Below are 12,412 nucleotides of genomic sequence, written 5' to 3' on the forward strand. Positions count from 1 at the left end.
AAAAACTATACAAATTATAAACGTGGGCCATTCATAGCCGATAGCATATTGCCATAAATTGCATTTAATGATGACAGGTTTTTAGCCAGCTTGTTCACTTCTTCTTTGAACTGTTTAGAATCTTCCATTGATTCATTAAAGTTCTGCATGGTAAGTGATAAGTTTGAATAAAACTTATTCATTGATTTTAAATGAGCGCTCGAATCCTGTAATTCCAATTCATAAACGGCATTTAAAGCAGATAGATTTTTAGACAGATTATTTACCTGGTCATGGTAAGCCTGAGAATCTACATTACTTTCGCCCATTGCTTTCAGGTTCGCTGTAGCTTTTTCGAAAGAAGCACTTAAGTTATCAAAACCAGCAGAAGCTGTTTTTACCTTACTTGTAAATTCATTCGTGGCTGTAGAAGCGTCTGCAACATTGGATATTGCAGCTACCTTATCGCCGAATGTACGAAGGCCATTACCGAGACTTTCAATCAGTTCAGGACCAACTTTAGCATCGGCCAACATTTTATCTAATGCAGCTGTATTGGCCGGAGCAGACACTGAAGCCACAGGTCTTGCAGATGCTTTGGGTAACTCACCTGTAAAATCTGTTCTGAGTTCAGGATAAACCCTTTCCCATGCCGGTTCTGGCTCGGGTGGAAAAAAACCTGTTAAAAAGAATAGAATAGCTTCTATACCTAAGCCTATTCCAATCATGTAACTACCGAAGATTCCACCTATATGCAAAATCTTGAATAATGCGCCTACGATTACAATACTTGCTCCCCATGAAATCGCTACATGTAACCAGCCTGGTTGTTTCTTTGCTGCCATAAAATTAGATGTTTTTCTTTAGTATTAGTTTGTTTGGTTTAGTTTCTTAAATCGGTACCGGGATAAGATGAAACACATCTGAAACCAATATATGATCTTTGTGTATCCTGATATTCATAAGTAGATACCGCATTTTGCAGGAAATACCCTGTATCTTTCCAGGAACCTCCTTTAACTACTTTTCTTTTGAGGTATTTGCTATCATTTGGTCCGGCAACGTAGGTAAAGTTCGGATTTAAATCATGTAACAATGGCGACGCGCTTTTGTTGTAAGCTGTCAAGGTCCACTCAGAAACGTTTCCTGCCATGTTATAAAGGCCATAGTCATTAGGAAAGTACGATTTCACGCCAACTGTATAAATGCCACCGTCACTGGAATAATCTCCACGTCCTGGTTTGAAATTTGCCTGTAAACAACCTTTGGTATTTCTGATATAAGGCCCGCCCCAAGGGTATTTTGTTTTGGTATTACCACCTCTGGCGGCATATTCAAATTCGGTTTCTGCCGGCAACCTGTAATCAGATCTTGATCCGGACGGCATTTTTCTGGCCTGTGCCACACCATCGTATAACCTGGTTCTCCAATGAGAAAAAGCTTTAGCTTGTTCCCAGCTTACCCCTACTACCGGATAATCATCATATGAGGGATGGTTGTAGTAACCACGCACCATAGGGTCATTTTGAGAATAGGAATAATCTGTTTTCCAAACCATAGTATCCGGGTAGATCGCAATGTTATATCGATCTATATAATCCTGCCGTTTACTATTTGGATTTTTATGGCCTAAAGCGGCCTTATCCATATTTAATTCAGCGTAGCTATATTCAAATTTACGTACATCAAATTCTTTTCTTCCGGGCAAGGCATCTAAGCCGGAATAATACATCCCGTCCAGCTGAGCAGTTTCTGCACCAGCTCCCTTACCTTTATTGCGCCAGATGTTAGATCCATTTGTGCCAACTGCTTTCCAGTTGATATATTTCTCGCCACCCAATGCTTCTGCAGCTCCCCTACCTTTTGGAGTCATCATGAACCGTTGCGGATTTCCCATCATGGCAATTGCAATAGAATCTCTTACCCAGTTGGTAAACTGGCGGTACTCTGCATTGGAAATTTCGGTTTGATCCATAAAGAATGCACTGATGGTTGTCATTCGGCTCGGACCATTCTGTGAAAAGGTGATATCCTCATCAGATCCCCCTAAAGGTGTATGCCCGGGTGGAATATATACCATCCCCAAAGGAACCTGGTTATTTTTGAATTTCCGGTTATAGGCTCCCACCAACTCGCCCTGGCCTCCATGACCACAACTCGCAAGCAATACCGTTACACCAACAATGGCCAGAAGGTAGATTTTCTTCATATTATTTATAGTGTGCAGCGCACGATTAAGGGGCAATTTTATCAAAAATCACTACAATAATCAACAAATGCAAATATTTAATTAAATAGTTTATTCCCAAAATGCGTAACGCAAAAGGCTGCGTTTTCATACTTTGGTGTGCCTGCTTATAGAGATATAACTTCCTTTAAACTGATAAGTTACGTATTTATTGTCATCAAACAAAAAATTATTAAATTTCTTATTTATTTGATGTTTTAATATAGTTTTCAATGGCCATGGTCATGGATGGAACACCAGGAGTAGGTGCGGCAATATCCACAATTAATCCCATATCCACGCAAGCTTTGCTTGTATTTGTTCCGAATGCTGCAATACGGGTATTATTTTGCTTAAAATCGGGGAAATTTTTAAACAAAGACTGAATGCTTGAAGGGCTGAAAAATGCAATTACGTCGTAAAAAACCTCGGCTAAGTCTGACAAATCACTAACCACCGTTCTAAAAAGAACCGCAGGTGTAAAATCATAGCCGCTTTTTTCAAGGAATTTCATGGTATCTTCCGTTGCCACATCAGAACATGGATACAAAAACTTTTCATTGGCATGCTTTTTCAGCACTTCAGCTAAATCTGCTGCTGTTTGTTTACCAAAGAATATTTTTCTTTTCCTGTATTGAATGTACTTTTGAAGATATAACGCAATCGTTTCAGAAAGACAGAAATATTTTAAATCAACCGGAACGTCATAACGCATTTCTTCACAAATTCTGAAGAAGTGATCTGCAGCGTTACGGCTGGTAAAGATTACAGCAGTGAAATCAGCCAGGTTAATCTTATCTTTTCTAAAGTCTCTCGCCGGCACCCCCTCAACATGTATAAAAGACCTGAAATCAACTTTTAAATTGTGTTTCTTGGCCAAATCGTAGTAAGGAGATTTTTCTGTTTCAGGTTTTGGTAATGTAACCAAAATACTTTTCACTTTGCGAATTCTAGAGTCGTTCTTTTCTTGCATTTTCCTTGTTCGTGCTACAATCCTATCGTTTTAATTAGTATTAAAATAGGACATATTTCGAGGGCGCAAAAGTACAGAATTAAATGCATTTTTGAAAACTTATTATTAGAAAGTATGGTAATACCCGCCCTGAGCAATTGAAAGGCAAATATTACGCCTAAAAGTAAAAATGCCAGTGCAATATAAACCACTCCATATTTTAAAGGCGACAATGCAAAAGCAACCACCAAAGGGATAAATAGCAGCGAAGCGTTAAAATAACTCAGATATAAAATAGAGATGTATTCTCCAACCGGCTTCTGAACATTAAAAAGGTATCCAATAAACCGCAAGATAATCAGTTTCAATGCATAAAACACAATAATCGTGAGGGATATGGTGAAGAAAAACTTAAATCCATGCTTGGCCTGATACATATCGTAATACTGCGCCACCAGGAAAAAAAACATCCCTAAAATAAACCCAAACTGAATAAATAAGAGTAAAAAAGGCCATGAACTGAACAGGTTATCTTCCTTATTAATGTTATTTAATATCCTATTGCTAAAAAACGACTGCACAATGGCCGATAGCTGTTTTGAAAAGGCATTTTTTAATATCGCAAAGATAATCAGCATGGCGAAAATAAACCCCAGCAAACCTACATTTCCCTTCGGAATCTGTTTACCAAGCTGATAGGGATTGGCCTTCTTTTTAAATTGTGCGTATTTATTTTGCCAGCCCTGAAAATCCAGCCTGGGAAATAAAAACTCTCGCTGAACACTATCCATCATCGCATTTTTGTTGATGATGCTATCTGGCAATACCCAGGTATGACGAAGGATAGAATCAGTAGCCTTTTTTTGTTTGGCCAGTGTTGCAGAGTCAAGGCGGTAACGCTTGTATTTATACTGAGTGACCGCTTTTACACTATCTATAGCAGCAGGAATTTCCTGTGCCGAAGCAAAGTTTGCCAGCCATATGAGGATAAAAAAGGTAAGAATAAATTTCGGCATGCAGTACAAAGCTTATGGATGCAAAAGTAGCTGAATAATCATTGTTTACCTAAAGAAAATAAATGGATTTAGAATATGCTGTATCTTTGCGGCATGTCCGGTATTTACATCCATATCCCATTTTGCAAAAAGGCCTGTCACTATTGTGATTTCCATTTCAGTACTTCATTGAAGTATCAGACTGAGATGGTAGATGCCATTTGCAGGGAGATTAAGATGAAACAGGATCGAATTTCGAGCCAGGTGGGGAGCATTTACTTCGGTGGAGGAACCCCCTCTATTTTATCAGAAAACGCTCTGCAGCAAATTTTTGATACCATCAATCATACCTTTTCAGTTGATGCTCATGCGGAAATCACCATCGAAGCTAATCCTGATGATCTGACTGCTGAAAAACTAAAAACCTTAAAGCAACTTCCCATTAATAGGTTTAGCGTAGGGATTCAATCTTTTTTTGATGAAGATTTGGTTTGGATGAACCGTGCTCATCATGCAATGGAAGCTGAAGATTGTATTAAGAGAAGTCAGGATGCGGGTTTTGAAAACCTGAGTCTCGACCTGATTTATGGCTATCCCCTGCTGAGCGATTCAAAATGGCTCGATAACATCCATAAAGCAATAGCACTTCAGGCACCGCATCTATCAGCATATGCCCTTACCGTGGAACCAAAAACAGCTTTGGCCCATGCAATAAAAAACAAGAAACAAACACCTGTAAGTGATCGCCAAAGTGCCGCACAATTTGTCATGTTGATGAATGAATTGGTATCTGCAGGCTTTGAACATTATGAAATTTCTAATTTTGCTAAACCAGATCACCATGCGGTACACAATACCAATTACTGGCGGGGCGTGGATTATATAGGAATCGGACCCTCAGCACATGGTTTTGACGGACAAAACCGGTATATGAATCCTGCTAACAATGCACAATACATTGAGGTATTGGCGCAAAACAAACTCCCTGAAATAGTAGAAGAATTATCAATAAATGATAGGTTTAATGAATACATGATGACTTCTTTGAGGACCATGTGGGGCACAGACTTAAAGAAAATTAAAGCTGATTTTGGCTCTGCATTTTTAGAAGAAACCAATTATAATCTGAAAGCTTTTGAAGACAAGAATTGGTTAATTATCCAGAATGATCAAATTAAACTCAGCGAAAGCGGTAAACTTTTTGCCGATCATATTGCTTCAGAATTGTTTATAATAGAAAATGATTAGATGAATGAACTAGGGAAGGACTGATTTAGGTTTAAACAACATTCACTCATTCAAAACGCTATCATTCAAAAATTAATTAATAATATATGTCTAAAATTGTGTGGGTTACGGGCGCATCATCAGGTATTGGTGAAGCCCTGGTTTACGAACATTTTAAAGCCGGAGACAAACTCATTATTTCGGGCCGGAACCGTGATGAGCTCTTCAGGGTGAAAGGCAATTGCCAAAATTCTTTTAATGTACATGTGCTAGCTTTCGATTTATGTGAAACGGAAACCCTGACAAAAAAGGCAGAAGATGCGATCAGGATTTTTGGCAGCATAGACTTACTAATCAATGCAGGTGGAGTTAGTCAACGTGGATTAGCACTGTCAACAGATCTAAATACCGAACAGCAGATTATGAATACCAATTTCTGGGGAACCGTAATTTTAAGTAAGGCGGTTTTGCAGTTAATGATAAAAAATGGCAATGGTCAAATCGTCGTGATCAGCAGTCTGGTTGGAAAATTCGGCACAAAGTTCCGCTCAGCCTATGCAGCATCCAAGCATGCTTTGCATGGGTATTTCGATTCTTTAAGATCAGAAATTGAGCATCCAGATATTCATATTACCTTGATCTGCCCGGGATTTATTAAAACTAACGTTTCTGTTAATGCTTTAACTGCAAATGGTAGTCGCCAAGGAAGTATGGACGATGCGCAAGCAAACGGAATGAGCGCAACAGATTGTGCCAAACAAATTATGGTTGCTGTTAAGGCCAAAAAAGAAGAAGTATATATCGGCGGAAAAGAAACCAAAGCCATTTTTCTGAAACGGTTTTTCCCGTCCTATTTCTCCAAAAAGATTAAAAATGCAAAGGTAACCTGATCACTAAAACAATCCACTTACCCCATATAGTTGTAGATTCAATGTGAATTTACAAGCAAATATTTCAAAAAAAATAATTTTAAAACATTATAAATCAATTATTTAACATTAATTTTCATGTTTTAAAAAACCAAGTATCTGTGATGTGTCGTAAATGAAGGCAAATAACAAAAACTTAAAATTTAAAATAATGAAAAAACTAATCTTATCGGCAATTGCAGTAGTTACTATGGCAGTTACCACTCAGGTTTATGCACAAAAAAATCCTATGGTTGGCGGTGCAGCCATGTATCCAACTAAGGACATTGTAGATAACGCTGTAAATTCTAAAGACCACACAACACTGGTTGCAGCAGTTAAAGCAGCAGGCTTGGTAGAAACCCTAAAAGGTGCTGGTCCGTTCACCGTTTTCGCACCTACAAACGAAGCGTTTGATAAACTTCCTGCAGGTACAGTAGCCAATTTAGTAAAACCAGAAAACAAAGCAACTTTAACTAAAATTTTAACTTATCACGTCGTAGCTGGTAAATTAGATAGCAAAGCAATTGCTTCAGCCATCAACGCTGGTGGTGGTAAAGCTGAACTGACAACAGTTGAAGGTGGTAAACTTTGGGCTTGGATGGAAGGTAAAAAATTAGTATTAAAAGATGAAAAAGGTGGTATGAGTACCGTAACAATTGCTAATGTATACCAAAAAAATGGTGTAATCCATGTAATTAATTCAGTTTTAATGCCTAAATAAAACATCAGTTTAGTTTAAATATTAAAATGCTTTTGCCTCGGCAAAGGCATTTTTTTTTGTAAAGCATTTTTCCATTATTATTTTTTGCATTTGAGTTCTGACCTAATTTCAATAAGTCGTTTGTCAGCCGTTTTTCAGGTTTTTGATTTTTAGGAAGTTGTCGCGAATTACTGCTTAATTTTGGTGCATAAATTTACAAATGAAAACGGGACAAAAAATTAGTTTGGTAAATCATTGATTATGCTTACTCACCTGTTGATCATTCAAATACGAAAACATGCATCCTAATATTTTAAAAATCAAGGAAAACATTGAACCGCTTAGACAGCAGATTATCAACCACAAGGTATATCATGCCATTAGTGAGATAGAAGATTTGCAAATTTTTATGGAGCATCACATCTACGCCGTTTGGGATTTTATGTCGCTGCTTAAATCTTTACAAATCAATTTAACCTGTACCACTTTACCCTGGTTTCCGGTGGGTGATGCAGTTACGCGTCAACTTATTAATGAAATTGTTGCTGGGGAGGAAAGTGATCTTGATGCCAGTGGCAATGTTAAAAGCCATTTCGAACTGTATTTAGATGCGATGGTGCAATGTGGTGCTAACATCAATCCCATAAACAATTTCTTAACTTCATTAAAGAATGGAAGAGATTTTAACATGGCTTATGAATTAGCTAAAGTTCCGCAGGCTGCCAGAGATTTTATGAATGCTACATTCGAAACCATTAATAGCGGCAAAACGCATTTGCAAGCGGCCAGTTTTACATTCGGCAGGGAAGATTTAATTCCAAACATGTTCTTTAGCATGGTTCATGATTTAAACAGTACTCAACCCGAAAAGGTGTCCATTTTTAAATATTATCTGGAACGCCATATTGAAGTAGATGGCGACCATCACAGCCATCTGGCTTTGGCCATGACAGAAAAGTTATGCGAGAAAGAAGATCTGTTTTGGGCAGAGGCTGAAGAAACAACTAAGATGGCTTTGCAAAACCGCATAAATTTATGGGATGCCGCTTATGCCGAAATTGTTAAAAGCAAAGTTCTGGCTTAAATGACCAAATTGTTATCTTCCTGTTAAGTTAAATACGTGATTTAAGTCACATTTAGTCCACAGTATACTTTTTGTAAAATAAAATTTACATTTTTGTTGTTCGGCACAAATAACCGATTTTAAACGCATGAGTTTCATTCTAAAACCTGTTGATATCGTGGAGCACATTACTCCTGAAGATTTCAAAAAAAATTATTTGAAAACGAAGCGCCCGCTTGTCATTAAAGGCCTTACCAAAGACTGGCCAGCAAGAGAAAAGTGGACGACAGAATACTTAAAAGAAATCGGCGGTGAACTGGAAGTTCCATTGTACGATAATTCAAAAGCTGATCCATCGAAACCGATTAATGCGGCAACAGCCCACATGAAGTTTGGTGATTACCTTGATTTAATTAAACGTGAGCCTACAGAATTGAGGATCTTTTTCTTTAATTTATTTAAGAAAGTTCCCAGTTTAATTCATGATGTAAAAATTCCAAAAGATTTAATGGGTGGTTTTATCGAAAGCATGCCTGCCATGTTTTTTGGTGGATCAAACTCCGTTACTTTTTTACATTACGACATTGATTTACCACATATCTTCCACACGCATTTTGGTGGCAGAAAGCATATTATTCTTTTCGATAATAAATGGAAAGACAGATTGTATTGCTTGCCAAATGCCACCTATGCACTAGAAGATTACCAGGTAGACAATCCTGATTTTGAAAAATTCCCTGCGTTAAAAGGCGTTGAAGGTTATGAAGTTTTTCTAGAACACGGCGACACCTTATTTATGCCAACAGGCATGTGGCACTGGATGAAATATCTTGATGGTTCATTCTCTTTAAGCTTACGTGCATGGGATCAATCCATTACCCGCAAAGTAGCCAGTGTTTGGAGTTTATTTACACATGGTGCCATTGATAGTTTAATCAAAATGACTTTCAAAGAAAAATATGCCAACTGGAGAGAGAAAAAAGCCGTGAAGATTGCTGAACGCGCATTAGCCAAAGGCAGATCATAACATATTGATAAATGCATTGCAGCGGGGCGTCGGTTACGATTAGCCCCGTATTTTTTTAAATTTAAAATTTATGAACATCAACCTCCTTACCGAAAAACAAAAAATGCTGGCGGGTAAAGCTTACCAGGCCGGCGATGCAGTGCTATCGAAAGAAAGACTAAAGGCCCGGGAAGTGGTATTTGAATTTAATCAACTTGCACCAAAATTCGTTAAACAGCGTAAAGAATTGATCAAAAAGCTCTTCGGCAAAACCGAAAAAATGTTTTATATCGAACCACCCTTTCGTTGTGATTATGGTTATAATATTGAAATCGGCGATCATTTTTATGCTAATTTTAATCTGGTTATTTTAGATTGCGCGAAGGTATCTATCGGGAACCATGTTTTTATTGCACCTAATGTAGCCATTTACACGGCGGGACATCCCATTCATGCACATCTGCGTGATCAGGAATATGAATGGGCACAGGAAGTTACGATTGGGAACAGTGTTTGGATTGGCGGCAATGTAGTGATTAATCCCGGCGTGAAAATTGGTTCAAATGTGGTTATTGGTTCTGGAAGTATTGTTACCCGCGATATTCCGGACAATGTATTCGCTGCCGGAAACCCTTGCAGGGTGATCCGCCAACTTACTGACGAGGATAAGGAATTTTATTATAAAGATTTTAAACTTGGAGAATAATTGTTCCATACATTAAATCATCGTTTCTAACTAACAAACGATAAGAAATTAAGGCCATGAAGTTTAAAACTACGTCAGTTTTTAGCTGGAATGGTCTACAAAGATCTTCCATTCCCCATTCAATCGCTTAAATAATAAGGTAAAATAACCCTGCGGCTCGTCTTTTTCACGCTTTAAATGCCAGCTTCCTAAAACAAAGGCTACGTCAGTATTTAGAAAATCCACTTTTTTAATTCCAAAAGTTAACACGCCCATTCCGGCTTTACCCGCATAGGTTTTTTTATAATTATCAAGTGTTTTCTGCCAGCCGTAAGTGGGGCCGCTGCTGCCTACAAAAAGCAGGCTGTCGCTTTTAACATAACCTTGCATAAAAGTTTCTAAATTACCTTTATTCCATTCTGTTCTTTGCATTTCGAGTACATCCAGAATGGCCTGTTTATCTTTTGGCGACTGTGCAAATGCGCCCACTGAACAAATTAGCAGTAGGGTCAATATTTTTATCTTCATTATTTTCTGGTCTTATGGTAAAGATATGAAACAAATTATTCCGATCCATGTATAAAAACTGTTTCTTTACGTCACAAATAATCAGGCATGAAAAAAACAGTGATTTCAATAGGCGAAATTTTGTGGGATGTTTTCCCTGAGGGGAAAAAAGCAGGTGGGTCAAGCATGAATGTAGCTCTAAATCTTCATAAACAAGGGATCAACAGTAAATTTATCAGCGCAGTCGGAGATGATGAATCAGGAAAAGAATTAATCCGGTTTTTAAATGATCAGCATTTCGAGTCAGATTTAATTCAATTCAATAACTTGCCAACCAGTACTGTTGAGGTAAAATTAGATGCACAGCATCAGGCAACATATACCATTGTAGAGCCGGTTGCCTGGGATGCAATTGAACTTTCGGAAGAAGCAGTTGCTGCTGTCAAAGATGCTGATGCCCTGGTTTATTGCAGCCTGACCTGCAGAAATGAAAAAAGCAGAAATACGATTTCATCATTATTGAAGCATGCTAAACTTAAAATATTTGATATTAATCTTCGTTCACCTTTTTTTACGATTGAAACGTTGAAAGTGCTGCTTGCTGAAGCTGATATTTTAAAAGTTAATGAGCACGAACTGGTTTATTTGAAACATGAACTGGCTTTAACAGGCAATACAGATGAACAGCTTTTGAAACAGCTAAGCCACACTTTTAACATCAACATCATTTGCTTAACTGTGGGCGACAAAGGCGCTTATGTACTGCAAGAGAACAGACTTTACCACCATAAAGGTTATCAGGTTAAAGTTGAAGATACTGTTGGTGCAGGCGATGCTTTTCTGGGTACCTTTATTGCAAGCTACCTAAAGGGCTACCCAATAGATACCACCTTAGACCGGGCCTGTAAGATTGGCGCATTCGTCGCCTCACAACCTGGCGCAAATCCTGATTATGGCGATGAGGTTTTCAGTTAACAGTTTGTAATTTTCATTTTTAAGTTCACAGGTAGCAAACGAACCAATAACTAATGAACCAATTTACTTAAAAACCACTTCCGTTGCGCCGTAACCGAATTTTTCTTTCCTGGCATCCATATAAGTTTTAATATGTGGATTTTTGCTGATCAGTTTGTGGATTTTATCTCTGAGTGTTCCATTACCCGAACCGTGGATAAAAATCATCCTATCATAATGATGAACAACTGCTGCATCCAGCGCATTTTGGAAATAATTCAATTGGATTTGCAGGATTTCATCTGCCTCTAAAAAGTGATGATCATCTCTCAATTTTTCTATATGCAAATCAATTTCCTTTGCCGGTGCTTCTACGGTTTTCTTTTCTGCCGGCGATTTAAAGAAACTCTCTTTTAACTTCTGTGCATCGATGGTAACAGGTACCAGATCATCGAGGCGAATCAGCCAGCCCTCGTTTTTAGCTACTGGTAGTTCTTTCTGTTCAGAAGAGAAATCTTTTGCCCTGAACTTTTTGCGGATCACCAGCGGATCAACAGGCTTTACATCCGTTTTACCAGAAATTAAGATCTGAAAAGTAAACTCCGGCCAGAGATCCAGGTCTGCCAATGATGCCGAATAAACCAAGGTGGATTGATAAGCCTCAATAACACCATGAAAAGCACCTGCATATTTTTCTTTTCTTTCCGTAGTTAAACTCACCAGAAGCACATTTGGCGACTGATTTAATAAATGAAAGTGAACCACATTCCCGGCCTTATTATCAGTAGCTACGCCAACATAAATGCCATTTTCAATTTTATTTATAGACGGTACATTTACCTGAACAGGCTTAGGTGCATCTTGTACCTCAGTAATAACGCCATGGCCATGAACTGAGGTTAAGTTACTAATGGCCACAGGAATTTCAAACCCATCTTCATCGGTAACGCCCAATGTTTGCGCATCGATAATTTTTGTCACATACCCTTCACGTTTTTCATCAACAAAACGAACAAAATCTCCCAGTTTGAATTTCATATTTACCCCCCACCCCCCTGAGGGGGCTTTTGACTTTCTATAGTTTAAACAAAACGTTTATTTTTTTCCCTCTGTAGCCAGCTTTTCCACCTAGCCTTTCAAATCCCTCTGAAAGAGGTTTTTGACTCTCTATAGTTTATAACAACTCTTTTTCTGTGCGCTCAGCGT

13 protein-coding genes are annotated in these 12,412 nt (G+C 38.2%); 7 read left to right on the forward strand and 6 right to left on the reverse strand.

Features of this window, described 5'->3' with window-relative positions; all coding sequences use genetic code 11:
• Window positions 1-14: 14 nt before the first annotated feature.
• From gldL to OQ267_RS19725, 4 genes are all read right to left on the reverse strand, one after another.
• Complete coding sequence (gene gldL, locus OQ267_RS19710) at window positions 15-824, reverse strand: gliding motility protein GldL (RefSeq protein WP_088299495.1); 810 nt, start codon at window positions 822-824, stop codon at window positions 15-17.
• A gap of 38 nt (window positions 825-862) precedes the next feature.
• Window positions 863-2,188 (reverse strand): SUMF1/EgtB/PvdO family nonheme iron enzyme, encoded by a 1,326-nt coding sequence (locus OQ267_RS19715; protein ID WP_088299496.1) that lies wholly within the window; start codon window positions 2,186-2,188, stop codon window positions 863-865.
• Window positions 2,189-2,408: 220 nt separating this feature from the next.
• The gene (locus OQ267_RS19720) at window positions 2,409-3,179 is read right to left on the reverse strand and encodes a uroporphyrinogen-III synthase (RefSeq protein WP_088299497.1); all 771 of its coding nucleotides are present in this window, start codon (window positions 3,177-3,179) and stop codon (window positions 2,409-2,411) included.
• A gap of 14 nt (window positions 3,180-3,193) precedes the next feature.
• Complete coding sequence (locus OQ267_RS19725) at window positions 3,194-4,174, reverse strand: DUF4271 domain-containing protein (protein ID WP_265837670.1); 981 nt, start codon at window positions 4,172-4,174, stop codon at window positions 3,194-3,196.
• 114 nt (window positions 4,175-4,288) lie between these two features.
• Between OQ267_RS19725 and hemW the strand changes: the two genes are divergently transcribed.
• The 6 genes from hemW (at window position 4,289) to OQ267_RS19755 (ending at window position 9,766) form a co-directional block, all read left to right on the forward strand.
• The gene (hemW, locus tag OQ267_RS19730; RefSeq protein WP_265837837.1) at window positions 4,289-5,401 is read left to right on the forward strand and encodes a radical SAM family heme chaperone HemW; all 1,113 of its coding nucleotides are present in this window, start codon (window positions 4,289-4,291) and stop codon (window positions 5,399-5,401) included.
• A gap of 86 nt (window positions 5,402-5,487) precedes the next feature.
• Window positions 5,488-6,270 carry an SDR family NAD(P)-dependent oxidoreductase gene (locus OQ267_RS19735; protein ID WP_265837671.1) on the forward strand — a complete coding sequence of 261 codons (783 nt, stop codon included), beginning with the start codon at window positions 5,488-5,490 and terminating at the stop codon, window positions 6,268-6,270.
• 190 nt (window positions 6,271-6,460) lie between these two features.
• Complete coding sequence (locus OQ267_RS19740) at window positions 6,461-7,012, forward strand: fasciclin domain-containing protein (RefSeq protein WP_265837673.1); 552 nt, start codon at window positions 6,461-6,463, stop codon at window positions 7,010-7,012.
• A gap of 277 nt (window positions 7,013-7,289) precedes the next feature.
• The gene (locus tag OQ267_RS19745; RefSeq protein WP_265837675.1) at window positions 7,290-8,075 is read left to right on the forward strand and encodes a DUF3050 domain-containing protein; all 786 of its coding nucleotides are present in this window, start codon (window positions 7,290-7,292) and stop codon (window positions 8,073-8,075) included.
• 127 nt (window positions 8,076-8,202) lie between these two features.
• Complete coding sequence (locus tag OQ267_RS19750) at window positions 8,203-9,081, forward strand: cupin-like domain-containing protein (protein WP_265837677.1); 879 nt, start codon at window positions 8,203-8,205, stop codon at window positions 9,079-9,081.
• A gap of 70 nt (window positions 9,082-9,151) precedes the next feature.
• Window positions 9,152-9,766, forward strand: a complete 615-nt coding sequence (locus OQ267_RS19755) for a sugar O-acetyltransferase (protein WP_265837678.1) — start codon at window positions 9,152-9,154, stop codon at window positions 9,764-9,766.
• An 81-nt stretch (window positions 9,767-9,847) separates the two neighbouring features.
• Here OQ267_RS19755 and OQ267_RS19760 read toward each other — a convergent pair whose 3' ends face one another.
• Window positions 9,848-10,273 (reverse strand): YybH family protein, encoded by a 426-nt coding sequence (locus OQ267_RS19760; RefSeq protein WP_088299504.1) that lies wholly within the window; start codon window positions 10,271-10,273, stop codon window positions 9,848-9,850.
• Window positions 10,274-10,360: 87 nt separating this feature from the next.
• On the opposite strand from OQ267_RS19760, the gene OQ267_RS19765 reads away from it, so the two are divergent.
• Entirely contained in the window at window positions 10,361-11,227 is an 867-nt protein-coding gene (locus OQ267_RS19765) for a carbohydrate kinase family protein (RefSeq protein WP_265837681.1), read from the forward strand.
• 63 nt (window positions 11,228-11,290) lie between these two features.
• Here the strand turns inward: OQ267_RS19765 and OQ267_RS19770 are convergent, their stop codons facing one another.
• A complete protein-coding gene (locus OQ267_RS19770) occupies window positions 11,291-12,244 on the reverse strand; it encodes a Smr/MutS family protein (RefSeq protein WP_265837683.1) in 954 nt (317 codons plus the stop codon).
• Window positions 12,245-12,412: the final 168 nt, after the last annotated feature.

This window comes from Pedobacter sp. MR22-3, from assembly GCF_026240075.1.
GTDB lineage: Bacteria > Bacteroidota > Bacteroidia > Sphingobacteriales > Sphingobacteriaceae > Pedobacter.